Genomic DNA, 26,176 nt, shown 5'->3' with positions numbered 1-26,176 from the left:
CGCCGCTCGACGATGACCGTCAACCCGGCTTTTCTGCGCTTTTCCATCTGCTACTGTAATACCTATCGTAGGCTTTTTGGTAACGAAGGCTGGACGGGCGAAGATGACCGGGCACAGGCCATTGATCGAGTCCCCCGCTGAGCCACGGGAATTGCCATGGGCTTAGGTCTGGCGCACGCCGCCCTTGCGTCGCGGCGCAACTCGTACATGACCGGGGCGAACATCAACGTCGATGGTGGTTCGGACTTCACCTAACCACCCGGAGGGAAGAGTTCGGCCGACGAGAAGGAGTCGATTGTGGCGACGGCGAGTGAGGCGCGCGCCTGGGCGCGCGGGGCGTTGCGGGGAATCGGCGACTCTCTGTATACCCCGTTCTGCGGCCCGGACGGTGACGACATCGACTGGGAGGCATACCGCACACTGGTGCGGTATTGCGTCGGCGACCTCGGACACCCGATGTTGTGGTGCACCAGTGGCCTCGCCGAATTCTGGTCCCTGACTCTCGACGAGCGAAAACGCTTGCTGGAGGTGGCGATCGAAGAAGCCCGCGCCGTCAACCCCGATGTCGTAGTGCAAGCTTGCACGGCGGCCATGGCGGCGAAGGACTGCCTGGACTTGACGCTGCACGCCCAAGAGGCCGGCGCCGACATCGCCTACATCCAAACGCCGATGATGGAGGCGCACGGGGGCGAGGGTGTGCTGCGATTCTTCACATACATCGCTGCCCGCACCGACATCGCCCTGGGCATGTTCAACTCACCGTCGTCCGGTTACGTGCTGACCGCGGCCGAGAGCGCACGGATCTACGACGAGGTGCCCGCGGTGTGCGCCACGAAGGAGGGCGCCTTCCGGCCGGCGAACAGCCGGATGCTGCACCAAATGGCGCCCGGCCTGGTTCTGTGGGAATGCGACAAAACGGTCTATCGCGCGGGATGGCTGCGCGACGGGATCGTCTGTCCGGCGCAACTGGGCACCGCGGGCTACCTGTTCGAGACGCCGCAGCGGCGACTGTTCTCCCATTACTGGGATCTGGTGCAAAGCGACAAGCTGATCGAGGCAATGGATTTCGGTCGTGAGTCGGGACTGGACCAGTTCGACCTCGACGTCGGATCCTGGTGGACCTGTTACCCGGGGCGGCCGGATTACTTCACTCATTGGGGTGGCGCGTTCAAATACGCCGCGTCGCTGCTGGGCTTGCCGATAGGCGAGTATCCGAATTCGCGGCCACCGCAAGCGGAGTTGCCTCCCGAGGCTAAGGCGCAGATCGAAGAGGCTTACCGCCGGCTCGGGCTGATCGGAACATAGCCGCCCCGGAATGCCTGCACCGCAAGATAACTCGAAGGCGACGGCCCGGTCACCGCGAAGATGACCGGGCCGTCTATCACCCGATTACTGTTCGGCCTTCTGCCGCGCCTCTGCGGTCTTGGCCTTGCCCCGGGCCTTCTCGGCCGCGGCTTCCTTCTTCGCCGCGCTGCGCTGAGCGTCGGCCTTGTCCTGCTGGGCCTGGCCCTCGTTAACCAGATCGTTGCGGCCGATGATCGTGCCGATGATCTCCTTGGCCTTGCCGAAGATCGCCTCGACGATGCCCTGGACCGCCTCGATCGGGCCGCTCTTGATGTCCACCATGGCGTTTCCCCTCCCTGTTAGTGGGTATCTTTGTTCGCTTTCCCGAATTGGTGGTCGAAGAAAACGTGATGGGGACGTGTTGCTCGCCACAGTGGCCGGATACGGGCCGATCCGCGGGTCCATATCCCGCGGTCGACGCCTCGGTTCAGTAAGCAGAAACGCGCTGTTCGGCCGGGGTTCCCAGGGGTGTGGCGGCGGTTGTGGAAAACGGTACCGATAGGTATACAGTATGCGTACAAACGTCGCGGAATTCATACGCGATCGCGAGGAGGTATGGGGGTAGATGTCCCGCAGCGACGGCGCTTCCGAGGACGCAGTGCTCTACGAGGCCACCGACAGCGGCGTCGCCATTGTGACCTTCAACCGTCCTGACCGTCTCAACGCATGGGGACCGGACATCGCCGCCGGGTTCTACTCCGCGATCGACCGCGCCGAACAGGACCCGGCCATCCGGGTGATCGTGGTGACGGGGCGGGGCAGGGGTTTCTGTGCTGGCGCGTATCTGGGCGCGCCGAGTTCCGCGCCCACCTACGGCGACACGATGGAGAAGGCGAGCCAGACCAACCTCGCCGACTTGGTTGGCGATCGGCCACCGCATTTCGTGACCACGCTGCGCAAGCCCGTCATCGCGGCGATCAACGGTGCCTGCGTCGGCATCGGCCTGACCCAGGCGCTCATGTGCGACGTCCGGTTCGCGGCCGCCGGCGCCAAGTTCGCCGCGGTCTTCGCCCGGCGCGGACTGATCGCCGAGTTCGGCATCTCCTGGATCCTGCCGCGCCTCACCACGTGGGGCGTCGCATTGGATCTGTTGCTGAGTGGCCGCACCTTCCTCGCCGAAGAGGCGGCCGAACTCGGCCTGGTCAAGGAAGTGGTCCCGCCCGAAAATTTGATGAAGCGTGCGCTGGACTACGCGGAGGACATCGCCCGCAACTGCTCGCCGGCTTCCATGGAAGTGATCAAACGGCAGGTGTACGGCGACGCCACTCGCGACGTCGTCGACGCCACGTCGCGCGCCGAGGTGTTGCTGCACGAGGCGATGCCGCGGCCGGACGTTGTCGAAGGCATCACCAGCTTCCTCGAGAAGCGGCCCCCGCAGTTCCCCTCGCTCAACTCGACCGACGCTTAGCGCTCGCCGGTAATGCCGAAAGGAAGAATCATGGCCGACTTGGGTTACAAGGCGATTGACGTCGACAACCACTACTACGAGCCGCTGGACGCCTTCACTCGCCACCTGGACCGGGCGTTCAAGAGTCGCGGCGTGCAGATGGTCACTCAGGGTAAGCGCACTTTGGCCGTGATCGGGGGCCGGGTCAATCATTTCGTTCCCAACCCCACCTTCGACCCGATCATCGTGCCGGGCTGCCTGGATCTGTTGTTTCGCGGTGAGATTCCCGAAGGCGTCGATCCGGCGTCGCTGATGAAGGTCGAGCGGCTCGCCGAGCACCCGGAGTACCAGAACCGCGATGCCCGTGTCGCGGTGATGGACACCCAGGAAATCGAAACGGCCTTCATGCTGCCGACTTTCGCATGCGGGGTCGAGGAGGCGCTCAAGCATGACATCGAAGCGACCATGGCGTCGCTGCACGCATTCAACCTGTGGCTCGATGAGGACTGGGGCTTCGACCGGCCCGATCGCCGGATCATAGCCGCGCCGATCATTTCGCTGGCCGATCCTGCCAAGGCGCTCGACGAGGTGGAGTTCGTGTTGGGACGCGGCGCCAAGCTGGTGCTGGTGCGCCCGGCGCCGGTGCCCGGCCTGGTCAAGCCGCGCTCGTTGGGTGATCCCAGCCATGACCCGGTGTGGGCCCGGCTGGCCGAGGCGGGAGTTCCGGTCGGATTCCACCTCAGCGACAGCGGTTATCTGCACATCGCGGCGGCGTGGGGCGGCAAGGCGACGTTCGAGGGGTTCGGCGCGAAGGATCCGCTGGACAATGTTCTCCTCGACGACCGCGCGATCCACGACACGATGGCCTCGATGATCGTGCACGGCGTGTTCACCCGGTATCCGAAGCTCAAGGCGGTCAGCATCGAGAACGGCTCGTACTTCGTCCATCGGCTGGTCAAGCGGTTGAAGAAGGCGGCCAACACCCAGCCCCGCGACTTCCCCGAGGATCCGGTGGAGCAATTGCGCAGCAACGTGTGGATCGCTCCGTACTACGAGGACGATCTGCCCGAGCTGGCCGACGTCATCGGCATCGATAAGATCCTGTTCGGTTCCGACTGGCCGCACGGCGAAGGCCTCGAATCACCGGTGTCGTTCGCCGAGGAGCTCAACGGCTTCAGCGAATCCGACATCCGGAAAGTGATGCGCGACAACGCCCGCGATCTACTCGGCGTTCCGGTCGCCTCGGCCGTCTAGCCGCCCGCACTATGAGTGAATGGACTGTGGGCGCGGTTCTCGACGCCATCGCCGACGTGGTGCCCGACCGCCTGATGACGGTGTGCGGGGACCGCAAGAGCACGTTCGCCGAATCCGCGCGCCGGACCAATCGATTGGCGAACTACCTCGAGGGCAAGGGGTTCGGCGTCTACGCGGCGCGTGACGAACTGCAGCGCTGGGAGTGCGGCCAGGACCGCGTCGCACTGATCATGTACAACGACCTGTACCCCGACATGGTGATCGGATGCCTCAAGGCGCGCACCGTCCCGGTCAACGTGAACCACCACTACTCGCCCCGGGAAATCCGCGACCTGCTCGACTACATCCGACCGCGGGCCATCATCTACCACCGCTCACTCGGCGCCCGGTTCGCCGACGTGCTGCCCCCGACCGGCACCGAATTGCTGATCTCCATCGACGACGGCAGCACGGTTCCCCAACTACCGAAAGCCATCTCGCTCGACGACGCCCTGTCCGTTGCCGGCGCCGAGCGCGAAGACGCGGGGTCACCGGATGACCTGATCATGATGTGCACCGGCGGGACGACGGGACGGCCGAAGGGTGTGCTGTGGCGGCAGAGCGACATGTACGTGTCGTCAATGGTGGGCGCCGACCACGCCAGCGTCACCGAGATCCACGACAAGGTCGCCGGGGGAGGGCAGCCGTGGTTCGCCGTTTCTCCGCTCATGCACGCCGCCGGCATGTGGACCGCCTTCGCCGCGCTCTGCGCCGGACTGCCCGTGGTCCTCTACGACGACCGCAACAAGCTGGACGTACGGTCGGTGTGGGAAACCGCCGAGCGCGAGAAGGTGGGCATGATGACCATGGTGGGCGACGCCTACGCCGGGCCGCTGATCGCCGAGCTGCGCGCGCGCTCCTACGACCTGTCTTCGCTGAACGCGATCGGCACCGGAGGCGCCGCGACGAACGCGAAACACAAACGCGCACTGATGGAATGCTTGCCGCACATCACCATCATCGAGGGCTACGGATCGTCCGAGAGCGGCAACATGGCATTCGGGCACAGCCGCGAAGGGAACGCCAGCGAGACCTTCCAGCCCAGGGAGGGGGCAACCGTGGTGTCGGCCGACCGGAGCCGGTTCCTGCGGCCCGGTGAGCAGGAGGTCGGCTGGGCCGCCCGGACAGGCCGGATCCCGCTCGGCTACTTCGGCGACGCCGAGGCCACGCAACGAACCTTTCCGGAGATTGAGGGACAGCGGGTGGTGATCCCCGGCGACCGGGCATCCCTCGAACCCGACGGCACCATTCGCCTGCTGGGCCGCGATTCGCTGGTCGTGAACACCGGTGGCGAAAAGGTATTCGTCGAAGAAGTCGAGGAGGTGCTGCGAGCACAGCCGGGCGTCGTCGATGCCCTTGTCGTAGGGCGCCCGAGCGAGCGGTGGGGACAAGAGGTCGTCGCGCTCGTCGCGACGCACGCCGATGCCCACCTCACCCAGGACGCACTCTACGGCGCGTGCATCGCGCAGCTGGCGCATTTCAAGGCGCCCAAAGCCTTCATCTTCGTCGAGCAGATCGAACGCCTCGGGAACGGCAAGCCCAATTACCGCTGGGCCAGAGAGCAAGCCACTCAACACGTTCCGGCGATCGCGCTGGTCCCGTCCGAGCCCGAAGGAAAGTCATGAACACCAAAGCGATTGACTGCCTGGTGAACGTCCACTTCGGGGAAGCCGAATCTCAGCCGACGTGGATGCTCAAGGTCAGGGACGACTACTTCAAGGGCCCTAAGTCGATGTTCGGCGCGGTCGACCTCTCCGAGTTGCTCGCCGAGATGGACGAACAGGGCGTGCAGAAGGCGATCCTGATGGACTCGCTTGTTAACCCGTCCACTACCGCGCGCAAATTCGTTGAAGCCAGGCCGGACCGGTTCGCGCTGGCCATGGGCGGGGTCAACCTGCTGCGGCCGGTGCGGTCGCTGCGCGAACTGACCGCCATCTCGGGCGAGTTGCCCGTCGCGTATGCCGTAGTCGGACCGAGCTTTTGGGGCGACGGCCAGTATCCGCCGAGCGACGCCGTGTACTACCCGCTCTACGCCAAGTGCGCGGAACTGGACCTTCCGCTCTGCATCAACACCGGTATTCCGGGACCACCGATACCCGGGGAGGTTCAGCACCCGATGCACCTGGACCGCGTGTGCGTGCGATTCCCCGAACTACGGCTGTGCATGATTCACGGCGCCGACCCGTGGTGGGACGTCGCGATCCGGTTGCTGTTGAAGTACGCCAACCTGCGCCTCATGACGTCGGCGTGGTCGCCCAAGCGGCTGCCCGAGAGCCTGCTGCACTACATGCGCACGCGTGGCCCCAACAAGGTGATCTACGCGTCCGACTGGCCGGTGTTGCCGATGCGTCGCGTGATACCCGAGGCCCGTGCCCTTGACCTGCCCGCCGAGGTGCTGGACAACTACCTTTACAACAACGCGCGAGACTTCTTCTTCGGGAAGGACGAGTAACGATGGACCGCTTCGAACTCCGCCGGCTGGACTACAGCCTGTCCGACGACCATGTGGCCCTGCAGGAAGCCTACAAACAGTTCTTCAAGACCCACTGCTCGATCGAAACCGTCCGGGCCGCAGAGCCATCCGGCTTCGACAAGAACCTCTGGGAGATGTTGTGCGGGATGGGCGCGACGACGATGGCGCTGCCGGAGTCATGCGGCGGTGACGGCGCCACCTTGGTCGATCTCACCTTGGTGGCCGAAGAGCTCGGCCGGTCGCTGGCACCCGTTCCGTGGATCGACCATGTGTGCACGGCTCGCCTGCTGGGGCGTCTCGGCGCGCTAGGGGCGGAAGCCGCCGGCGTGGCGGATGGCGAACAGCTGGCCGCGCTCGACCCGCGCCTCGACGCCGGACGCGGTCCGCGGTTGATTCCCTCTGGCTCGATCGCCGACCACATCATCGTCCGCGACGGCGACGAAGTCGTGCGGCTGACCTTCGCCAGCCGCCCCGCGAAGGTCGACAACATCGGCAGGCTGCCGATGGCATGGGTGGACCCGGCCGCGACCGACACCCGTACGGTCGTCGCCGAAGGACCCGACGCGCTGGCGACGTACCGGCTGGCGCTCGACGAATGGCGGCTGCTCACCGCGGCGGCGCTCGTCGGGCTGGTGGAGGAGACCATGACGATCGCGGCCGAGTTCGCCAAGACCCGCTACACGCTGGGCGTGCCCATCTCCACGCTGCAAGCGATCTCGCACCCCCTCGCGAACATGGTCATCACCGTCCAGGGTGGACGGAATCTGGCGCGACGCGCCGCCTGGTTCTTGGACAACGAACCCGACGAGCGGCCCGAATTGGCGCCCTCCGCCTTCGTTTTCATGGCAGAGGAGGCCGCCAAGGCGGCGACCATGGCGGTTCACATCCAGGGCGGACTCGGGGTTTCGTCCGAAGCCGCCGCGACGGCGTATCTGGTGCGCGCCCGGGGATGGCCACTGGCCGGTGGTGATCCGGGCGCCACGGCGCAACGGGTCGCCGAGATCGTGACCGCCCGCGAGGGCGCGGCGCAGCCGGCCTAGGAAGGGGCGACATCATGGATTTCTCTCCCGTCGAATTGTCGGACGAGGACAAGGCATTCCGCGACGAAGCGCGCAGTTTCCTCGATACGCATATGACCGAGGAGATCAGGCGTCGGGACCGCGAAACGGGTGACAATTTCGACGAAGGTCTGCACCTGAAGTTCGGCGCGGCAGGCTATCTGGAAGCCGAGTGGAAACCGGAATCCGAAGGAGGGTTCACCCGGGTGCGGCGGCGCATCTGGGAGCTGGAGAAGCGGCGTGCACACGTGCCCTGGGTGACCTGGGGAACGACCGCGATGGTGGCCCGATCGGTGAACAAATTCGGTTCGCCGCAACTGCGCGACGAGGTACTACCGAAAGTCTTCAGCGGCGAAGTCCGGTTGTGCCTCGGCTACACCGAGCCCGAGGGCGGCTCCGATATCGCCACCTGTAAGACCCGCGCCGTGCGGGAGGCGGATGGATCGAGCTGGGTCATCAACGGCTCCAAGATGTTCACGACCGGTGCCCATAACTGTCAGTACGTCTTCCTGATCACCAACACAGCCCCGGACGCGCCAAAGCACAAGAGCCTGACCATGTTCCTGGTGCCACTGGATTCGCCGGGGATCGAAATCCAGGGAATTCGCACGGTGGATGGCGATCGGACCAACATCGTCTACTACAGCGACGTGCGGGTCGACGACAAGTATCGGCTGGGCGAGGTGAACGGTGGCTGGACCGTGCTGCGCGAGCCGCTCAACGTCGAGCACGGCGCTGTCGCCGCCGCCCCCGACGGACTGCAAGACACCTCAATCATGATGCACCAGGCCGGTTTTCTATCGCAGGCGGTGGATAAGGCCGCGGCGAGCCTGACGCGGGCCGACGACGACGGGCGCCGGCTCATCGACGACAAGTCGGTGGCATACCGGCTGGGCCGCTGCGTCGCCCGACTGGAGACGGCGCTGGCCACCCCGAGCATCTTCGGCCGGGTCGCGATCGCGCAAACAATGCGGGACATCTCTCCGGAACTGATGGACATCCTCGGGACCGCCTCCACGCTGCCGTACGGAACCGAAGCGGCAGCCGACGACGGCAGCGCCGAATACGCCTACCGATTCGCCCCGCTGGTGGGAATCTACGGCGGCACGCTGGAGGTGTTCCGCAACATGATCGCGCAGTACATGCTCGGTCTCGGCAAGCCGGCTTACGCGTCGCCGGTCAAGAAGGTGTCTTGAATCTGCTCGGCCGGGTCGATGCCTCTCGGACCCGGGCGCTCCTCAGCCGTGCCCGTAGATGATCCGCAGCATCTTGAGATTGATACGGATGAAACGTCCGAATTGCACAAAGAGGTTCTGACGCGTCCGCAGTGTTGCCGTGGTGGGCAGCGGTGCATCGGCGATGCGCTCGGCCGTCAGCGCGTTCACGTCCGAGTAGGAGGTTTCGTCGTCCATCGGCGTGCCTTTCATTCGGGGATCAGCCACCAGAACGGGCGGGCTTTAGCCTTGTAAATGAAGAGATAATGCAGCAGCAGCTTGATCCAGTGGCCGGCCAATCCGAGCTCACCGGAGGTGCCGGCGATGTCGCGACCCGTTTGCGGGTACTTCACCGGATCGGGTACCACCGGGAACATCGTCATGGCGGCGGCCGAGCCTTTGCGCAAACCGGTGCCTGCGGAGGCGACGCATGCGGCGCCCATGCTCGACATCGACGCGCGGTGCGCAACAGCGGCCGTTCCCTTGGTGATTCGGTCGCGGATGGTTTCAGCAACTGTCTTGGCCATAATGCCCGACGGCATTCCGGTGCGCGGCGGACTGGGCGTGATAACGGTCCCTTTGGGACTCGTGCGCGGACGGGAGATGGGATGCGGGGGCGCGAACGCGATGCCCGGGGCGAAGATGTTCGGGTAGGCCGGGGCCTCGTAGGTGTATGGCCAATCCTCGGCGGACCATTCGTCATAGGGTTTGCCCGAGTAGTCCGCGTCGACCTTCATAAAGCCTGACGGCGCGAACAGAACGGAGCTGATGTCGTTGCCGTCCTTGTCGTACGCCGCCAGTTCGGCTCCCCTGAACGGTGGTAAAAGCATGGCGAAGTCGAAGTCCAACTCGTGCTCTCTGCCGTCCAGTTGCTCGTAGCGCAGCTTGCCGTCCATCACCTCGTGGACGGCCGCTTGCGTGATCGCTTTGACGCCGCGTTCACGGAACAGCGACTCGGTCCACAGCCGGCTAGACTGCACGAAGCCCTTTTCGACGAAACTCATGCCGCCGACGCCAAAGTCGCCCAGTTCATACTCGTTGGTGAGGTAGACGACCTCGGCCAGGTCTCGCACGCCGGCGGCTCGCAACGTGTGCTCGACGTTGAAGGCGTACTCGAAGGCCGCGCCCTCGCAGGTGCAGGTGCCGTGTCCGACGCCGATGACCAGGCGCTGCTTCTCGCCGGCCTCCAGCCTGGCGATGACCCGATCGAGTGCCTTGGCCGCCTCGACGGCGTGAGCCGCGGTGCACACCGAGTATGAGTGGCCGGCGGGGCCGAGTCCGGGGGTGGCCGCGAAGTTCAGGCGCGGTCCTGTGGCATTGATGAGGTAGTCATACGTAATGGCGCCGCTCTGGCCGCCGTGTTCCTCATCGGTGTAGGTGAAGTCCACCGATGGCGCCGGCTGATTTATGGTGCCCTCCGGATGGATCGTGGTGGCAAGTGCTTGGTGAAACACGATGCCCTTGCGGCGGTAGATGGGGTCGAGCGGAATGAGAACCTTGGCGGGGTCCATGCGGCCCACGCCGACCCAGATGTTGGACGGGATCCAGTTCCAGTCGGCGTTGGGAGAAATCACGACGACTTCGTGACTGCGGCCTAGCCATCGGCGAAGGTGTAGCGCGGCGGTATGCCCGGCGATACCAGCGCCGAGAATGACGACTCGTGCCATTGATGCTCCTCTATGTCGTGCGCCGACATCGCCGCACGACATGGTTACCGCTGCGCGGGAACGCCGGGCGCTCCGAGGCCAGATTGCGCTCCGCGATGACGCGTTTCTAGGGCCAATGGACTCTATTGGGGGAGGCATGCGTGCGCCGAAAGGAAAAGCAGTCGCAATCTGAGGAATACCCCTACCCGTATAGGTATTGTATCTCTCATGACCGAACACAACCACTACCAAGAGGTGCTGGACGACCTCAACCCTCAGCACCGTGCCCTGCGCAAGATGATCCCCGACGTGTACCGGGGTTTCGCCGAGATGAGCAACGGCGCACTGACCTCGGGAGCCTTGGACAAGAAGTTCAAGGAGCTGATCGCGATGGCGATCGGGGTCGTCGCCGGATGCGACGGCTGCATCGCCTCCCACGCTCAGGGGGCGGCCCGTGCCGGAGCATCCAAGGAAGAGGCCGCCGAGGCGATCGGCGTCAGCATTCTCATGCACGGTGGTCCGGCGACGATCTACGGTGCGCGCGCGTACAGCGCATTTTGCGAATTCGCTGACAGGACGGCGGACGGCGCTGGACCGGCGCAATAAACGGGCACTATTGCGTTCGGTCCGTAATCAGCCCAGCTTGCTGCACCAGCTCAGGCCTGGATCCGATCCTCACCTGAAACTCTCGGAAAGGAGCAATTATGACCGTCAAGTCACTGACCGCTGCCGATTTCGAGCCGACGGTACTCGCAAGTCCGATTGTGCTCGTTGACTTTTGGGCCCCATGGTGTGGGCCGTGCCGGGCTTTCACACCCGTGTTCGAACGGTCCTCGCAGACCCACCCGGATATCGTGTACGCCAAGGTGGACACCGACGCCGAGCGCGAACTGGCCGCGACGGTAGGCATCCGCTCAGTGCCCACGATCATGGCGTTCCGCGATGGAATCCTCGTCTACAGTCAGCCGGGAGCGATGTCACCTGCCGTGCTCGACGATTTGATCGATCAGGTCAAGCGTCTTGACATGGCGCAGGTCCGCGCCACGATCGCCGAGCGAAAAGCTGCTGTGAAGGCGTAGTGGCGCAATCGGTTCGCGCTGAACGGTAGGAAGCAACCATGTGTTACCCCGTGAGCTGCGGGCGCTGCGGCAAGATCACCTGGGCGGGATGTGGGGCGCACGCCGAGAGCGTGATGAAACGGGTGCCCGCTGATCAACGATGCGCCTGCCGCCAGAGTGTCGCCAGATAGTGTCCGGGCCCCGTCCCGGGGTCAGCGAAAGGTCAGGTCGTCAGGATGGTCGCCGCGGCGGTGCCCGGTGCGCCGTATAGCTGAGCAAAGCCCACGCGCGGCTCACCCGGTACCTGGCGATCGCCGGCCTGGCCGCGAAGTTGTCGCACCAGTTCGTGGATCTGCCGCAGGCCCGACGCCCCGATCGGCTCGCCGTTCGCGATGAGCCCGCCGTCGGTGTTGACCGGCATCGATCCGCTGATTTCGGTTGCGCCGTCGGCCAATAGCTTTTCCTGCTCGCCGTCGGCGCAGAACCCGCATTCGGCCATGTGAATGATCTCCGCGCCGGCGTCGGTGTCCTGCAGCTGGATGACGTCGACGTCCTGCGGCGCCACGCCCGCTTTCTCGAACGCGGCGCGCGACGCGTACACGGTCGGGGAGACGTCCTCGTGGACCGGCGCGAAGGTGGTGTTGACCTCGTAGGCGCCATACCGACGGGTGCGCACCTCGACCGCCCGCAGGAAAATCGGCGTCGCGGTATGGCGGTGCGCGATGTCCGCGCGGCACATCACGACGGCCGCGGCCCCCTCGTCGGGTGCACAGAACATGTACTGCGTGAGTGGGTAGTTCAGCATCGCGGAGTTGAGGATGTCGTCTTCGGCGATCGGCTTGCGGCGAAACGCATTGGGGTTCAACGCCCCATTGCGAAAGTTCTTCGCGGCCACCTTAGCCAGTGTCTGCTGCGAGATGCCGTGATCGTGCAAATAGCGGTTGGCCTTCATGCCGAAGAACTTTGTCGTCAGGTACTGGCCGTTCTCGGCGTACCACCGCGGCATCCCCACCAGGGCCGGGTCCTCGGTGAAGGCGCCGCGCGGGTGCTTGTCCAGACCGATGGCGATCCCGATGTCGTAGTCGCCCAGCCGGATGCCGTCGGCGCACGCCTTGGCGGCACTGGCGGCGGTCGCGCACGCGTTGAACACATTAGTGAACGGGATGCCCGATAGTCCGACCATGGCGACGATCGCGTCGGGATTGGCCACGGTCCAGCTGCCCCCCGTGGCGGCTTGGATGTCCTTCCACTCGATGCCCGCGTCGGCGACCGCGAGATGGATGGCGTCGGCGGCCATCTCCATCGCGGACTTGCCCTCGAAGCGGCCGAACGGGTGCAGGCCGACACCGATGACCGCGACGTCATTCACGCAATGGCTCCCGAATCCTTCAGTTCCTCGATGCGGTCCCAATCCATGCCGAGCTCCATCAGCACGATCTCGGTGTGTTCGGAAGCCTGGGGTGCCCGGGTAGTCACCAGCGGTTCGTGGTTGAACTGCACCGGGCCGCGCACGACGCGGAAAGGCTTTCCGCCGCTGGCGAGCTCGACCTCGCTGATCATGTCGTTGGCGAGGGCCTGCTCGTCGTCCACCAGGTCGAGCAGGCTCTGGAACGGCGCCCACTGACCTTTCATGGTTTTCAAATGCTCCCGCCAGTAGTCGAATGGCCTACCGGCGAACGCCTTCGCGATCAGTTCGGCGGCCGCGCTGGCGTTCTGGATCAAGGGCAGCACGTCGGAGAAGCGGGGATCGTCGGCCGCCTCGGGGATGCCGAGATGCTCGAAAGTGTCGCGGATCAGGCCGGTCGGGCTGATGATGCACAGGTTGATGGTGCCGCCGTCGGAGGTTTCGTAGTTGCCCATGAAGGGATTCACCGACATGGCGGTCGCGGAGCCCGGCATCGGAGTGCGCATCACCTGTCCGGTCTCCATGCCCTGCGTCACGCTCGCTCCCGCCGCCCACCAGGCCGTGCTCAGCAACGACACGTCGAGCTCGAGGGCTTCGCCGGTGCGTTCGCGATGCAGCAGTGCCGCCGAGATGCCGCCGGCGATGAACATGCCGCCGATGGAGTCACCGAACGCTGGAATACCTTGCCCCAGTGCGCCACCCAGCTCCTCGGGCGTCAGTGCGTACCCGATGCCGCTGCGCGTCCAGAACGCCGTTCCGTCATAGCCACCCACGTCACGCTCGGCGCCCTTGTCGCCGTACGCCGAACCGCGCGCGTAGACGATGTTCGGGTTCACCGCGCGAATGTGTTCCACGTCGAACTTGTGCTTCTGCCGCTGGGCCGGCATGTAGTTGGTGAGGAACACGTCGGAGGTCTTGGCCAGTTCGTAAATCACCTCCTGACCGCCCGGTGTGGACACGTCAATCCCGACGCTGCGCTTGCCCCGGTTGGGATGCTCCATCAGCGGGTGCCGCTCCGGATCGAGCTGGATGCCACCCATGTTGATGAAGCCGCGTTGGGTGTCGCCGCGCAGCGGGTGTTCGACCTTGATGACGTCCGCGCCCCAGTCGGCCAGGATGGCGCCCGCCGCCGGGACGAAGGTGAATTGCGCAAGTTCCAGGACCCGGAAGCCCGACATGACTTTGACCATTTCCGGACCCTACTTCGCCTTGAACGTCACGGGAAGCGCCGTCGGGGAACGGAAAGGCTGGCCGTGGATGTGTGGGTCGTCGTCGGTGAGCAGCCTGACGTCGGTCACCCGGTCCAGCAGGCATTCGACGGCGACGCGGGTTTCCAGCCGCGCCAGGTGCAGACCCAGGCACGTGTGCTCACCGGCGGCGAAGGAGATGTGCGGTTGGTGCTTGCGAAAGATGTCGAACTCTTCCGAACGATCCCAGCGTTGTTCGTCGCGGTTCGCGGACCCGATGCACACGCCCACCACCGCACGTGCCGGTATCTCGACACCTTCCAGCTCGGTGTCCTCGGTGGTGAATCGCTGCACGGTGGTGAGCGGCGTCTCGAAGCGCAGCCCTTCCTCGATCGCTTGCGGCAAGAGTTCGCGATCGGCCTGCACCGCGGCGAACTGGTCCGGGTGGGTGAGTAGCAGGTACAGCAGGTTGCCCGACGACCGGTACGTGGTTTCCAAGCCGGCCGGCAGCAGCAGTCGCAGAAAGGAGTAAATGGCTTCGTCGCTTAGCTTTTCGCCGTCGATCTCCGCGGTGACCAGATCGCCGATGATGTCCTCGGTGGGCTGGGATTTGCGCTGTTCGATCTGGTCGACGAAGTAATCCTTGAGCGCCGCCGACGCCTCGAACGCGCTCTCGTAGTCGACGTGGTAGCTGATCAATTGCACGGCGCGCTTGCGGAACATCGGCAAGTCGTCGGCCGGCAGCCCCAGCAGCTGGGCGATGACGCGGGTGGGGAATTCGAAGGTGAAGTTTCGAACCAGGTCTGCTGCACCGCTGGCGATGAATTCGTCGATCAGCGCGTTGCAGATCGGCCGCACAACGGTGTTCTCCCAGCGGGCCAGCGCCTTGGACTTGAATGCCGCGGACACCAGGTTGCGATGATCGCGATGTTTCTTTCCCTCCATCGCCAGGATGGTCGGCCCCATGAAGAGGCCGATCGTCTTGTCGTACGGTGCGGAGCTGAACACTCGGCCGTCCCGGAACACCGTGTTCACCGCATCGAAGGACACCGCGGAGTACTCGCGCTTGGGCATGAGCGACTCCGGCGTCTTGGAGTAGTCCATGACCGTCCCGCGGAACACCCCGGCTTCGCGGCGCTTTCGGGCGAAGAACGGGTAGGGATCACGCAGGCTGACGGCCCGGCCGTCGGCACCGGCGGCGTGAACGTTGGTCGTCACCTTGGCTCTCCAGCATCTTCTGCGTGAACGGCATGCCCTTGCGTAAGATCGTACTGTAATTCTTACAGTAGACAATATGGGCATGCCCGCCGGTCAGCCGTTTACCGCCTGCTCGCGCGCCCACCGGTAGTCGGCCTTGCCCGACGGGCTGCGCTCGATTGCCGCGCGGAACACGATCGCCTTGGGAAGTTTGTAGCGGGCCAGCGATTGCCCGGCGTGGGCGACCAACTCCTCGGCATCGGCGCGGGCACCTTCGGCCAGTGCGACGACGGCCACGACCTCCTGGCCCCACCGCTCACTGGGGCGCCCGGCGACCACCACGTCGGCCACCGCGGGGTGGGACGCGATGGCGGTCTCGACCTCCTCGACGAAGATCTTTTCGCCGCCCGAGTTGATCGTCACGGAATCGCGGCCCAGCAGTTCGACGGTGCCATCGGCGCGGTGGCGGGCCCGGTCGCCCGGGATCGCATACCGGACCCCGTCGATGACGGGAAATGTCTTGGCGGTCTTGGCCGCATCGCCCTTGTAGCCGAGCGGAACGTACCCGCGCTGCGCGAGCCAGCCCATTCCGTCGTGACCCGGTTCCAGGATCGAGGCCAGGTCCTCGGCCGCCACGAACGTGTCCGGCCCCGCGTTGAAGGTGCCGGTCGACACCGCTCCCGACATCGACATGTGGTGCATCTGCGCGCCGGTTTCCGAAGATCCGACACCGTCGACGACGACGGCATCAGGCAGGACTTCGATCAACCGCTGCTTGACGAACGGGGTGAGCAACGCGCCCCCGTTGGCGACCACGGCCAACGACGACACGTCCGCGATCCCTTTCTCGATGGCGGCGACCAACGGGCGGGCCATCGCATCACCGACCACCGTCACCACGCTCACCCGCTCGCGCTCGATGGTGCGGACGACCTCTTCGGCGTCCAGCCGGTCAACGACCGACGGGAAGACGACGGATTGCCCGGTCGTGATCGCCGTCATCACGCTCCACTGAGCCGCGCCGTGCATCAGCGGCGGCAGGATCATCAGCTTGGTGCCGGGGCCCGCGGCGACCCCCGCCGCGATTTCGTCGACGGATCCGAACGGCTCTCCGGTCATCAGGTTGCGCCCGCCAAAGGACGTCATGAAGATGTCGTGCTGGCGCCACAGCACGCCTTTCGGCATCCCCGTCGTGCCGCCCGTGTACAGGACGTAGAGGTCGTCCGGTGAATGGCGCACCGGTGGTGGCTCGGGTGCGCAGGACGCAACGGCGCTCTCGTAATCCACTGCGCCGTAGATCAAGTCGTTGCCGGAGTCGTCGGCGATCTGTATCAGCACCCGCAGCTGCGGGAGGTCCGGCAGGATTTCGGCCACCCGCGGGGCGAACGTGGCGTGGTAGATCAGCGCGGTCGCCCCGGAATCCGCCAGAAGATACTGCAGCTCGCTCTTGACGTAGCGGAAGTTGACGTTGAACGGGGCGACTCGGGCCTGGAACGAGCCGAGCAACGCCTCTACGAATTCGTTTCCGTTGTAGGCGTAGACACCGAGTAGGTCCTGGCCGGGCTCATGGCCGGGAAGAGCGGAGCGCTCGGTGTGACACCCGAGCCCACGGGAATGCAGGTACGCGGCGAGGCGGTGCGACCGCTCGATCACCTGTGCATAGCTGTACCGCCGTTCACCCTGGATCAGCAGCTCCCGATCGGGAATCGCGGCCGCAACGGCCGTCGCGACGGCTGGTACCGTGAATTGTGTTGCTGTCTCAGACATTAGGCCTCTCAAGGCTGGTGGGGGAGCAGTCGGACCATCAGGCCGTTGGCTTCGGTGAGCAGCGTGCCATCAGCGGCCGTCATCGTAGCCGAGATGAATATCTTCCGGCCGTCGATATCGGTGATGCGACCGCGGGCGGTCAACGGCTCGTCGATCGGGGTGATGTTGCGGTAATCGACGTGCAGATAGGCCGTGCGGGTCGGCCGGATGTCCGCGGTGGACACGACCATGCCGAGCAGCCAGTCGTAAAAGAGCGGGATCATTCCGCCGTGCACGGCCCGGTTCCCGCCTATGTGTGAGGCGGTGAAATGACCCGCCATGCTCACACCGTCGGGGTCAAATTCGGTCACCATCCACGGCGGCATCAAGGGATGGGCCAACCCGGGCAGGCTCAGCACTCGGCCGGCTACCGACTCGGTCTCCGGAACCTGGTGGCCGTCCAGTAGAGCGCAAGCGTTCTCCAGGTGCGCGGTCGCGGCTGCCCAAAGCGCGGGGTCCGGCTTGGTGGACACGGTCAGGTCCTGCAGGCGGCGCAGCGCCGCGACGAAGGGGCCCAGTTCTTCGGGGGCGTCCTCGACGGGTTTGACGTCGGGGAACCCGCCGCGAACTCCGGGTGCGGTGTCGGTCATCGCTGCGCCCACACGTCGAGCAGATCTTCGGTGCTGGTAATGGTCGCAAGCAGGGACAGCGTGTTGGCGATGATGGCCTCTCCATATTCAGTGGGTATGCCGGCGACCGCATCGCGGGGCACGATGACGCGGTAGGCGGCGTTGACGGCGTCCATGACGACGTTGGGGATGGCGATGTTGAGCGACACTCCGACGACAACGATGGTGGAGACACCCAGGTTGCGCAGTATCGCGTCCAGGTCCGTGCCGCCCATCGGCCCGACGCCGTGCCAGCGGCTCAGCACCAGATCGTCCGGCTCCGGGCCCAATTCGGGGAGCAGGGCCGCGCCTTGGGTGCCCGGGGTGATGTCGACCTGACCGTCCCCCATGGCGAAGATCCTGGCGTTGTGGTTGGAGCCGAGCCCGTCGGGCCGCCGCTGCACCAAGCAGTGCACGACGCGTGCCCCGGCCGCCCGGGCCGCCGGCAACAGCCGCACGATGTTGGGCAGGGCAACCCGTCGTGCTTCCTCGGCCAGCATCGCCAGTCCGGCGTCCGGGCCGATGACGGCGCCCTGGCATTCCTGCGTGACGATCGCGGTGTGCTCGGGCGCCGCGATTTCGGCAAGTTTCGTCGTCATGCCGAGGCGGACACTTCGGCCGGGACGTCATAGAACTGCTTCGCCCACTTCCGCAGTGCCATATACCCTTTCGCGTCGACCTTGGAAAGCGCCGGATTTTCCACGTACTTCTGGTAGCGCCAGATTCGCAGATCGTCGAAGACGGTGGACAGGAATTGTTGTTCGATCACGTCGCGCAGCTTGCCCTGCGGTACGTCGGATGTGTCGCCGGGGACGCGTGGCCACCAGATCGAGTAGAAGAGGTCCGAACACTCGTCGTCGACCGGCGTGCAGGTGAAGATCAGCCGATGGTTCTGCGCCCCCTCAAAGACGCTGATCGCTCCGCCCAGGCCGAACAGGTGGCTGTGGAACCGCGGCGCGAGGTCGTCGGGGTTGTCGCTGCGCGCGTCTGGCCACCCCGCGACGAACTGCCACTCGCGGTCGACGATCTTCCAGTCCAGCACCCGCGGCGTCACGGTGGCGTGGTGTACGTACTCGAAATGTGCGCTGTCGGGGGCATTCTCCGCAACGATCTGCGGATGCACCGGCTCGCGTTCGGCGCGTCGAGAGAACTCCGGGTACGCGCGGTAGTACGCCGCCGGGTCGGTTTCGAATTGCGGGAATTTCCGGAAGATGTCCGGCATGTCCCACTGCGGCTCCTTGCCTTCCGGCTGGTGCCAGATGAACACGCAGTCGTACTGCTCGCGCACCGGGTACAGCCGCAGACGGAGCGCGCGGTTGGGCCGGTCGGGTTGATAGGGGATGTACCGGTTGGTGCCGTCCGGGCCCCAGCGCCAGCCATGGAAGGGGCATTCGACGCAGTCGCCGAGCACCTTTCCGCCGTGGCCGATGTGCGCGCCGAGGTGTTTGCAGTGCGCTTCCAGGACGTGTAGCTCGCCGGACTCGTCGCGGTAGGCGACCAGATCCTCGCCGAAGTAGTGCAGCGGCCGCACCTCGCCGACCGGGAATTCGGGCGACCACCCGACCATGAACCACCCGGTGACCTTCCAGGTGAATGGCACCTTCACACCGAACCCTCCGATTGCCTGATACTAAGTCCGTTACAGTATAGATTTCAGCAGTCCGGCCTGTGCACGGCAAGGAGCGAAATGACGGAGGCTTCCCGAATCTGTTCACCATCCAGGGCCCGGGGAGTCCCAGCGCCGCCACGAACTTCGTCGCCGCGCTAGAACAACACGTGGAGTGGATCGGCGATTGCATCGCACACCTGCGGGCCCGCGGAATCCACACCATCGAGGCCTTGGCCACCGCGCAGCAGGAGTGGATCGACCACGCCACTTCGCTCGTTGCGCCGACGGTGCTGGTCCATCCATCGTGTAATTCGTGGTACAACGGCGGAAACGTGCCGGGGAAGAAACGGATGTACATGGGTTACACCGGCGGGATCCCCGAATACCGGCGCCGCTGCGACGAAATCGCGGCCGGCGGATACGCCGGATTCAAACTGACTTAGGTGATTGAAATGTCGAAGGTAACGCAAGGCCTGGGTCTCGCCCGGGACGTGGCTCGTGAACTTGGCATGTTGGTGCCCCGTACGGTGACCGGCCTGAACCAATCGACCCGCTGGGCTCCAGGGTCGCCACGCGGGCTCCGCCAGTTCGGCGAGGTGATGCTGGACGAACTTGTCCTAAGCGGGTTTTCGTTGCTGGGTGGGAATCCCACGGGCATGCGGTCGCTCGATGGCTGCACCGCCGCTGCCGAAGAACTATCCGTCCTGGGCATCGATCGTGCGCACGCCGAGCCGAGGCCGTTGCGGGCGACCTCGGTGCGGCGGTGGCGCATCGGCAACCTTTCGTATGAACGGATGACATTCGAACATGACCCGGCCTTGCCGGAAACGCTTGCGGCCGAGGGGCTGGGCGGGCCGGCGCGAGCGGTGGTGCACCTGTGCCGGCACCGCGATGGCCCCCGGCCGTGGCTGATCTGGGTGCACGGCGCCGGTCAGGGCGGCACCGAAGACCTACTACTGAGTCGCATCGGCCGAATACACCACAAACTCGGGTTCAACGTCGCACTGCCCGTGCAGCCCGGCCACGGCTGCCGACGCCGAGAGTGGCCCGCCTACCCTGACATGGACCCATTGGGCAACGTCGCCGGCATGATGCGTTCGGTGTCCGAGATTCGCGCGGTGGTGCGCTGGGTGCAGCCGCAGGCCGGTGCCGTTGTGATAGCTGGGATTTCAATGGGAACTCCCGTCGCCGCGCTGGTTTCCCACCTGGAGAGGCAGGTCGATGCGGTCGCGCTGTACACGCCGATCTTGGGCCTCAACGCGATGATCGCCCGGCACTTGGGGCGCTGGGGGTCGTCCCGCGACGGCTTCCGCGACCTGCTGGCGTCCCCGGAGGTGGCGAAGCTGACCTCGGTGATCGATCCGCTGCGGGTCGACCCGGCGCCGCCGCCGCATCGCCGACTCATCGTCGGCGCCTGGCACGACCGGATGGCAATGCGCGATCCCGCGGTCGAGTTGCAGGAGCGCTGGGGCGGCCAACTGTACTGGTACGACGGCAGCCACGTCGGGCACATTTTCTCCCGGCGCGTGCAGCGGGTGACCGATCGATTCCTGAGCGAGGTCGCCGGCTGATGGCGGCCCCGCGCACAGCCCGCGAAGTCGTCGAGCTCTATAACCTCGTCGTCTGGAACGAGCACAACCTGAAGCTGGCCGAGGAGTTGTTCGCGGACACCGTGATCCGGCACGGGGTCGGTGAGGCGCATACCCTGACCCGCGACCAGGCGGTCAGCCGGGTCAAAGACGTCTGGGCGATGTTCGACAAGTTGAGGTTCGATCTCAACGTCGTCGCCGCCGGAGACGACGGCGAGCACGTCGCGATCGTTTACGACTCGTCGATGACCACCAAGGACGGCGCCGAAAGCAACGTCGCCAGCATCGAGGTTTTCCGCGTCGTCGACGGGAAGATCACCGAAGTCTGGAATTGCGGCTATCAGCAAGGAGTTTGGAGTTGACCGATCGCACGCTTGATGAATTGGGTTACTACCTGCTGGCGGGTGCCGGCGGGGAAGGCCCGGCAACGCTGGTCGACGAGGCCCGCCGCGGCGAGGAGCTGAGTCTCGGCACCGCTTTCATCTCCGAGCGCTGGAACGTCAAGGAGGCGTCGTCGTTGACGGGGGCCGCGTGCGCCGTGACGACCCGTATGCAGATCGCCACCGCCGCAACCAATCACAACACCCGACATCCGCTGATCACCGGGTCGTGGGCCACCACCATGCACCGGCTCTCCGGCGGGCGCTTTACGCTGGGGATCGGCCGGGGCATCGCGGCGATCTACGGGGCGTTCGGCATACCTGCGGTCACGACCGCCCAGATGGAGGACTGGGCCCAGGTCATGCGGCGCCTGTGGCGCGGCGAGCTGATCTTCAACCACGACGGGCCGATGGGCAAATACCCGATCCTGTTCCTCGACCCCGACTTCAACGAGGACATCCGGTTGGCGCTGGTGGCTTTCGGGCCCAAGACGCTCGAACTCGGGGGGCGCGTGTTCGATGACGTCATACTGCACACCTATTTCACCCCGGAGACGCTGCAGCGCTGTGTCAAGACGGTGAAGGCCGCGGCCGAAAAGGCCGGCCGCGACCCGGACAGCGTGCGGGTGTGGTCGTGCTTTGCGACCGTCGGCGACCACCTTCCCGAGGAGCTGCGGCTGAAGAAGACGGTCGCGCGCCTGGCCACCTATCTGCAGGGCTACGGCGACCTGATGGTGCGGACGAACAGTTGGGATCCGGCTGTGCTGCAGCGCTTCCGAGACGACCCTGTGGTGACGTCGATCGCCGGCGGGATCGACCACAAGGCCACGGCCGAGCAGATCGAGCACATCGCGACGTTGATCCCCGAGGAGTGGCTGGAGCCGTCGGCCACCGGGTCTGCCCGGCAATGTGCGGATCGCGTCCGCAAGGAATTCGACTACGGGGCCGACGCCGTGATCATGCACGGCGCGACACCGGACGAACTCGAGCCCGTGATCGCGGCCTATCGGGGGAGCGTTTAGCCCGTTAAGGCATGATGACGGTCCGGCTCACCGGTTCGGCGGCGGCCTGCCTGCTGGACAGTCCACGAAGCAACGAACTGAGTAAGGCATCACGGGTTTCGCGGGGATCGATGAGTTCATCGAATCCCAGATGCTCGGCCGAGCGATAGGACGCCTGCAACTCGGCGTCGCGCAGCTTCGCGGTGATGTCCTCACCGGCATGCGTCGCCCGGCCCAGCGCCGCCGCGCTCATCGCGCCCATGGTGGCGCCCGGGTAAGCGAAGGTCGCGCTCTGGTGATCGAAACCCAAGAGCGACATGACCATCGAGCCAAATCCGTATGCCTTGCGCAATGTGACGTGCAACTTGACCGTGGTTGCCGCCGTCTGCGCGGCGAACATCCGCGCACCGGCGCGCAGCACGCCGCTGCGCTCGGAACGACTACCGGGCAGCATGCCGGGGTTGTCGGCAAGGAACACGATGGGCAGGTGGAACGAGTCGGCCACCATGATGAAATGTGCCGCCTTGTCCGCCGCGTCGGCGTCAATGGAGCCCGCGAGCACGTTGGGCTGATTCGCGACGACCGCGACCGGGTGGCCCCCGAGATGGGCCAACGCGCAGATGATCGCCTTGCCGTACTGCGGCTGGACTTCGAACCAGTCGGGTCGGTCGAAGACCACGTCCAGCACGGCGCGCATGTCGTAGATGCGGCGGTTGTCGCGAGAGACGATGTCGAGCAGTTCGGGTGTCGCACGGGGCTCGCTGTCCCCGTCCGGCGGCAGCTGCGCCGGGTACGACCACGCGCTCGGCGGGAAATACGACAGGTACCGCCGAATATCGGCGATCACGGCTTCGTCGTCTTCGGCGACGTTGTGGATCACCCCGCTCGGCAAGGCGGTACCGGGTCCGCCGAGGTTCTCCTTCGAGATCTCCTCTCCGGTGGACTCTTTGACGACCGGTGGTCCGGCGGTGAAGATGGCGCCCTGGGCGCTCATGATGCGGAAGTCGCAGACGGGGGCGACGAGGGCACCATGTCCGGCCGACGGCCCGAGCACGGCGGCAACGGTCGGTACCCGGCCCGAGCATTGCGCCTGCGCGAGCAGGTCGGTCGGGGTGCGGCCGTAATGTCCGCCGCCAGGGCGAAAGCCGGCGCCTTCGAGGAGCATCACCAGGGGAACCTTGTCGCGCAGCGCGAGTTCGGCGATGCGGTAGCGCTTCGAGTTGCCGCCGGGTCCGATGCTGCCGGCCATGGTCGTGAAGTCTTCCGAGCCCAACATCACCGGTGAACCATTGATCGATCCGGAGCCGACGACCAGACCGTCGGCCGCGATGTCGCCGCCGACCAGCGTGCCGATTTCGCGGAAGGTCCCCGGGTCGAGGAGGCGGTCGATGCGCGCACGGGCGTCGAGCTTGCCCTTGCCGCGGTGCTTGTCGAGGCGTTCGGGGCCACCCATACCCCACGCGCGCTGACGGCGCCGCCCGAGATCGTCGAGCGTTTCTCCCCAGTCCTGGGCTTTCGGCATGCCTATGTCCTACCTCATGGAACTTTCGTCTGGCGAGCGCCACGATCCGATAGTGGCGACCGGCCGCGCCCGACTAGCCGCGCTTGCGATCGCCACGACTGCAGGGTCACATACTGGATTGCTTACCGTAAAGTTACCCGCATGGTCGACGCCGCCCGCCTCAAGGTCGACGGGGGTATCCCCAATCAACTCGCACGGGTGACGGAGGCGGCGGTCGCCCTGGAACGAGACGGGTATGACGGGGGCTGGACGGCGGAGACCAGCCATGACCCATTCCTGCCGCTGCTGCTGGCCGCCGAGCACACCTCGCGGCTCGAACTCGGCACCAACATCGCGGTGGCCTTCGCCCGCAATCCGATGATCGTCGCCAACATCGGCTGGGACCTGCAGGCGTACTCCAAGGGCCGGTTCATCCTCGGCCTCGGCACCCAGATCCAGCCACATATCGAGAAGCGGTTCAGCATGCCGTGGAGCCATCCCGCGCGCCGGATGAGAGAGTTCGTCTCCGCCCTGCATGCCATCTGGTCGGTGTGGAGAGATGGCGGCAGGCTGCGCTTCGAGGGAGATTTCTACACGCACAAGATCATGACCCCGATGTTCACCCCCGAGCAGCACCCCTATTCCACGCCCAAGGTCTTCATCGCGGCCGTGGGCGAAGCGATGACCGAGATGTGCGGCGAGGTGGCCGACGGCCATCTCGGACACCCGATGGTGTCCAAACGCTACCTAGACGAGGTCACATCGCCGGCGCTACTGCGCGGCATGCAGCGAGTCGGACGGTCCCGCAGCGACTTTGAGGTGTCCAGCGAGGTGATGATCGCAACCGGCGAGAACGAGGAGGAATTGGCTGCCGCCACCGCCGCCGTGCGCAAGCAGATCGCCTTTTACGGGTCGACGCCCGCCTACCGCAAAGTTTTGGAGCTGCACGGCTGGGGAGACCTGCAGACCGAACTGCACCGTCTGTCGCTCGCGGGCGAGTGGGACGCCATGGGCTCGCTGATCGACGACGAGGCTCTCTCGGCCTTCGCAGTAGTCGGCCCGGTGGACACCATCGCCGCCGCCCTCAGGGACCGCTGCCAGGGCGCGGTCGACCGGATTCTGCCCATCTTCCTAAACGCCTCCCAGTCCTGTATTACGGCCGCACTGAAGGAGTTTCGCGAGTGAGCACTACCACGGTAGACGAGTCCGCCAAGCTGCTGGCGGATCCTTTGGCATACACCGATGAGCGGCGATTGCATGCGGCGCTGACCCACCTGCGCGCCAGCGCGCCGGTGTCGTGGGTCGACGTGCCGGACTACGGGCCGTTCTGGGCGATCACCAAGCACGCCGACATCATGGACATCGAACGTGAAAACATGCTGTTCACCAACTGGCCACGCCCCGTCCTGACGACTGTTGAGGGCGACGAGATGCAAGCCGCGGCGGGCGTGCGCACGCTGATCCACCTGGACGATCCGCAGCACAGGGTGGTGCGCGCGATCGGCTCCGACTGGTTTCGTCCGAAGGCGATGCGGGCGTTGAAGGTTCGCGTCGACCAACTCGCCAGGATCTATGTCGACAAGATGATGGCCGCCAGCCCGGAGTGCGACTTCGTCCAGGAGGTGGCGGTCAATTACCCGCTCTACGTGATCATGTCGCTGCTGGGCCTGCCGGAGGCGGACTTCCCGCGGATGCTCAAGTTGACCCAGGAATTGTTCGGCAGCGATGATTCCGAATTCAAGCGGGGCACCACCAACGAGGATCAGCTGCCCGCCCTGTTCGACATGTTCCAGTACTTCAACGGGGTGACCGAGTCCCGCCGCGAGCACCCTACCGAGGATCTGGCGTCCGCCATCGCCAACGCCCGCGTCGATGGCGAGCCGCTGTCGGACATCGACACCGTGTCGTATTACCTCATCGTCGCCACCGCCGGGCACGACACCACCAGTGCGACCATTTCGGGTGGCCTGCAGGCGCTCATCGAAAATCCCGACCAGCTCGAGCGCCTGCGCGACAACCTCGATCTGATGCCACTGGCCACCGAGGAAATGATTCGCTGGGTCACCCCGGTCAAGGAATTCATGCGCACCGCTACCGAGGACACCACCGTGCGTGGAGTGCCCATCGCGGCGGGGGATTCGGTGCTGCTGTCCTACGTCTCGGCCAACCGCGACGAGGATGTCTTCGTCGACCCGTTCCGCTTCGACGTCGGGCGCGACCCCAACAAGCACCTCGCCTTCGGCTACGGGGTGCACTTCTGCATGGGCGCGGCGCTGGCTCGCATGGAGGTCAACAGCTTCTTCACCGAGCTGCTGCCCAGGCTCAAATCCATTGAACTGACCGGTGACCCGGAGTTGGTCGCCACCACGTTCGTCGGCGGCCTCAAGCACCTGCCGGTGCGCTACACGTTGGCTTGACCC

At 65.5% G+C, this 26,176-nt stretch carries 26 protein-coding genes and 2 pseudogenes; 17 read left to right on the top strand and 11 right to left on the bottom strand.

Translation table 11 applies throughout. The features are described from left to right. Positions 1 to 174: 174 nt before the first annotated feature. Together H7J89_RS18205 and H7J89_RS18200 are read left to right on the top strand one after the other, a co-directional pair. A pseudogene (locus H7J89_RS18205) lies at positions 175 to 255 on the top strand (short-chain dehydrogenase); the annotation flags it as partial. A gap of 42 nt (positions 256 to 297) precedes the next feature. Next, a complete protein-coding gene (locus H7J89_RS18200; protein WP_264045259.1) occupies positions 298 to 1,305 on the top strand; it encodes a dihydrodipicolinate synthase family protein in 1,008 nt (335 codons plus the stop codon). Positions 1,306 to 1,389: 84 nt separating this feature from the next. Here the strand turns inward: H7J89_RS18200 and mbp1 are convergent, their stop codons facing one another. Then, positions 1,390 to 1,626 (bottom strand): microaggregate-binding protein 1, encoded by a 237-nt coding sequence (gene mbp1, locus H7J89_RS18195; protein ID WP_067203966.1) that lies wholly within the window; start codon positions 1,624 to 1,626, stop codon positions 1,390 to 1,392. A 283-nt stretch (positions 1,627 to 1,909) separates the two neighbouring features. On the opposite strand from mbp1, the gene H7J89_RS18190 reads away from it, so the two are divergent. The 6 genes from H7J89_RS18190 to H7J89_RS18165 are packed head-to-tail and all read left to right on the top strand — an operon-like array spanning position 1,910 to position 8,751. Then, positions 1,910 to 2,752, top strand: a complete 843-nt coding sequence (locus H7J89_RS18190; protein WP_264045256.1) for an enoyl-CoA hydratase — start codon at positions 1,910 to 1,912, stop codon at positions 2,750 to 2,752. A gap of 30 nt (positions 2,753 to 2,782) precedes the next feature. Next, the gene (locus H7J89_RS18185; RefSeq protein WP_264045254.1) at positions 2,783 to 3,985 is read left to right on the top strand and encodes an amidohydrolase family protein; all 1,203 of its coding nucleotides are present in this window, start codon (positions 2,783 to 2,785) and stop codon (positions 3,983 to 3,985) included. A gap of 11 nt (positions 3,986 to 3,996) precedes the next feature. Continuing rightward, the gene (locus tag H7J89_RS18180) at positions 3,997 to 5,649 is read left to right on the top strand and encodes an acyl-CoA synthetase (protein WP_264045251.1); all 1,653 of its coding nucleotides are present in this window, start codon (positions 3,997 to 3,999) and stop codon (positions 5,647 to 5,649) included. Then, positions 5,646 to 6,476: an amidohydrolase family protein gene (locus H7J89_RS18175; RefSeq protein ID WP_264045249.1), complete on the top strand. Its 831-nt coding sequence runs from the start codon at positions 5,646 to 5,648 to the stop codon at positions 6,474 to 6,476. Before H7J89_RS18180 ends, H7J89_RS18175 begins: the two co-directional genes overlap by 4 nt. A 2-nt stretch (positions 6,477 to 6,478) precedes the next feature. Continuing rightward, positions 6,479 to 7,537 carry an acyl-CoA dehydrogenase family protein gene (locus tag H7J89_RS18170; protein WP_264045247.1) on the top strand — a complete coding sequence of 353 codons (1,059 nt, stop codon included), beginning with the start codon at positions 6,479 to 6,481 and terminating at the stop codon, positions 7,535 to 7,537. 14 nt (positions 7,538 to 7,551) lie between these two features. Further along, positions 7,552 to 8,751: an acyl-CoA dehydrogenase family protein gene (locus H7J89_RS18165; RefSeq protein WP_264045246.1), complete on the top strand. Its 1,200-nt coding sequence runs from the start codon at positions 7,552 to 7,554 to the stop codon at positions 8,749 to 8,751. Positions 8,752 to 8,793: 42 nt separating this feature from the next. Here the strand turns inward: H7J89_RS18165 and H7J89_RS18160 are convergent, their stop codons facing one another. Both H7J89_RS18160 and H7J89_RS18155 read right to left on the bottom strand, forming a co-directional pair. Continuing rightward, complete coding sequence (locus H7J89_RS18160) at positions 8,794 to 8,967, bottom strand: hypothetical protein (RefSeq protein ID WP_264045244.1); 174 nt, start codon at positions 8,965 to 8,967, stop codon at positions 8,794 to 8,796. 11 nt (positions 8,968 to 8,978) lie between these two features. Continuing rightward, positions 8,979 to 10,436: an NAD(P)/FAD-dependent oxidoreductase gene (locus H7J89_RS18155; protein ID WP_264045242.1), complete on the bottom strand. Its 1,458-nt coding sequence runs from the start codon at positions 10,434 to 10,436 to the stop codon at positions 8,979 to 8,981. Positions 10,437 to 10,643: 207 nt separating this feature from the next. Between H7J89_RS18155 and H7J89_RS18150 the strand changes: the two genes are divergently transcribed. The 3 genes from H7J89_RS18150 (at position 10,644) to H7J89_RS26055 (ending at position 11,664) form a co-directional block, all read left to right on the top strand. After that, positions 10,644 to 11,021, top strand: coding sequence for a carboxymuconolactone decarboxylase family protein (locus H7J89_RS18150; protein ID WP_264045240.1), 378 nt, complete (start codon positions 10,644 to 10,646; stop codon positions 11,019 to 11,021). A 98-nt stretch (positions 11,022 to 11,119) separates the two neighbouring features. Further along, entirely contained in the window at positions 11,120 to 11,494 is a 375-nt protein-coding gene (trxA, locus tag H7J89_RS18145) for a thioredoxin (protein WP_264045238.1), read from the top strand. 38 nt (positions 11,495 to 11,532) lie between these two features. Then, entirely contained in the window at positions 11,533 to 11,664 is a 132-nt protein-coding gene (locus tag H7J89_RS26055; RefSeq protein ID WP_504928407.1) for a DUF8730 family Cys-rich protein, read from the top strand. Positions 11,665 to 11,696: 32 nt separating this feature from the next. Here the strand turns inward: H7J89_RS26055 and H7J89_RS18140 are convergent, their stop codons facing one another. From H7J89_RS18140 to H7J89_RS18110, 7 genes are all read right to left on the bottom strand, one after another. Continuing rightward, positions 11,697 to 12,842, bottom strand: a complete 1,146-nt coding sequence (locus tag H7J89_RS18140) for a thiolase family protein (RefSeq protein WP_264045236.1) — start codon at positions 12,840 to 12,842, stop codon at positions 11,697 to 11,699. After that, a complete protein-coding gene (locus H7J89_RS18135) occupies positions 12,839 to 14,056 on the bottom strand; it encodes a CaiB/BaiF CoA transferase family protein (protein WP_264046065.1) in 1,218 nt (405 codons plus the stop codon). The genes H7J89_RS18140 and H7J89_RS18135 overlap by 4 nt, the downstream gene beginning before the upstream one ends. Before the next feature lie 21 nt (positions 14,057 to 14,077). Beyond that, a complete protein-coding gene (locus H7J89_RS18130; RefSeq protein WP_264045234.1) occupies positions 14,078 to 15,283 on the bottom strand; it encodes a cytochrome P450 in 1,206 nt (401 codons plus the stop codon). 93 nt (positions 15,284 to 15,376) lie between these two features. Beyond that, positions 15,377 to 17,029, bottom strand: a complete 1,653-nt coding sequence (locus tag H7J89_RS18125) for an acyl-CoA synthetase (RefSeq protein ID WP_264045233.1) — start codon at positions 17,027 to 17,029, stop codon at positions 15,377 to 15,379. Between the two features lie 8 nt (positions 17,030 to 17,037). Continuing rightward, on the bottom strand, positions 17,038 to 17,658 hold the full coding sequence (locus tag H7J89_RS18120) for a PaaI family thioesterase (RefSeq protein ID WP_264045231.1): 621 nt from the start codon (positions 17,656 to 17,658) through the stop codon (positions 17,038 to 17,040). Beyond that, positions 17,655 to 18,275: a cysteine hydrolase family protein gene (locus tag H7J89_RS18115; RefSeq protein ID WP_264045229.1), complete on the bottom strand. Its 621-nt coding sequence runs from the start codon at positions 18,273 to 18,275 to the stop codon at positions 17,655 to 17,657. Before H7J89_RS18115 ends, H7J89_RS18120 begins: the two co-directional genes overlap by 4 nt. Further along, complete coding sequence (locus H7J89_RS18110) at positions 18,272 to 19,282, bottom strand: Rieske 2Fe-2S domain-containing protein (protein WP_264045227.1); 1,011 nt, start codon at positions 19,280 to 19,282, stop codon at positions 18,272 to 18,274. The genes H7J89_RS18115 and H7J89_RS18110 overlap by 4 nt, the downstream gene beginning before the upstream one ends. Positions 19,283 to 19,371: 89 nt before the next feature. Here H7J89_RS18110 and H7J89_RS18105 point away from each other — a divergent pair. From H7J89_RS18105 to H7J89_RS18090, 4 genes and pseudogenes are all read left to right on the top strand, one after another. Then, a pseudogene (locus tag H7J89_RS18105) lies at positions 19,372 to 19,728 on the top strand (cyclohexanone monooxygenase); the annotation flags it as partial. Positions 19,729 to 19,737: 9 nt separating this feature from the next. Continuing rightward, positions 19,738 to 20,856 carry an alpha/beta hydrolase family protein gene (locus H7J89_RS18100; protein WP_264045225.1) on the top strand — a complete coding sequence of 373 codons (1,119 nt, stop codon included), beginning with the start codon at positions 19,738 to 19,740 and terminating at the stop codon, positions 20,854 to 20,856. Then, the gene (locus H7J89_RS18095; RefSeq protein ID WP_264045222.1) at positions 20,856 to 21,236 is read left to right on the top strand and encodes a nuclear transport factor 2 family protein; all 381 of its coding nucleotides are present in this window, start codon (positions 20,856 to 20,858) and stop codon (positions 21,234 to 21,236) included. Before H7J89_RS18100 ends, H7J89_RS18095 begins: the two co-directional genes overlap by 1 nt. After that, positions 21,233 to 22,276, top strand: a complete 1,044-nt coding sequence (locus H7J89_RS18090; RefSeq protein WP_264045220.1) for a TIGR03857 family LLM class F420-dependent oxidoreductase — start codon at positions 21,233 to 21,235, stop codon at positions 22,274 to 22,276. The genes H7J89_RS18095 and H7J89_RS18090 overlap by 4 nt, the downstream gene beginning before the upstream one ends. A 4-nt stretch (positions 22,277 to 22,280) precedes the next feature. Here H7J89_RS18090 and H7J89_RS18085 read toward each other — a convergent pair whose 3' ends face one another. Next, on the bottom strand, positions 22,281 to 23,777 hold the full coding sequence (locus H7J89_RS18085; protein WP_264045218.1) for an acyl-CoA carboxylase subunit beta: 1,497 nt from the start codon (positions 23,775 to 23,777) through the stop codon (positions 22,281 to 22,283). 141 nt (positions 23,778 to 23,918) lie between these two features. Here H7J89_RS18085 and H7J89_RS18080 point away from each other — a divergent pair, with 141 nt between their 5' ends. Both H7J89_RS18080 and H7J89_RS18075 read left to right on the top strand, forming a co-directional pair. Then, positions 23,919 to 24,941: an LLM class F420-dependent oxidoreductase gene (locus H7J89_RS18080; RefSeq protein ID WP_264045216.1), complete on the top strand. Its 1,023-nt coding sequence runs from the start codon at positions 23,919 to 23,921 to the stop codon at positions 24,939 to 24,941. Continuing rightward, the gene (locus H7J89_RS18075) at positions 24,938 to 26,173 is read left to right on the top strand and encodes a cytochrome P450 (RefSeq protein WP_264045214.1); all 1,236 of its coding nucleotides are present in this window, start codon (positions 24,938 to 24,940) and stop codon (positions 26,171 to 26,173) included. Before H7J89_RS18080 ends, H7J89_RS18075 begins: the two co-directional genes overlap by 4 nt. The last annotated feature ends 3 nt before the right edge of the window (positions 26,174 to 26,176 follow it).

The sequence above is a fragment of the Mycobacterium paraffinicum genome (genome assembly GCF_025822865.1).
Classification (GTDB): domain Bacteria; phylum Actinomycetota; class Actinomycetes; order Mycobacteriales; family Mycobacteriaceae; genus Mycobacterium; species Mycobacterium paraffinicum.
Note: the sequence above shows the minus strand (reverse complement) of the source record. Positions and strands in the feature narration are given on the sequence as shown.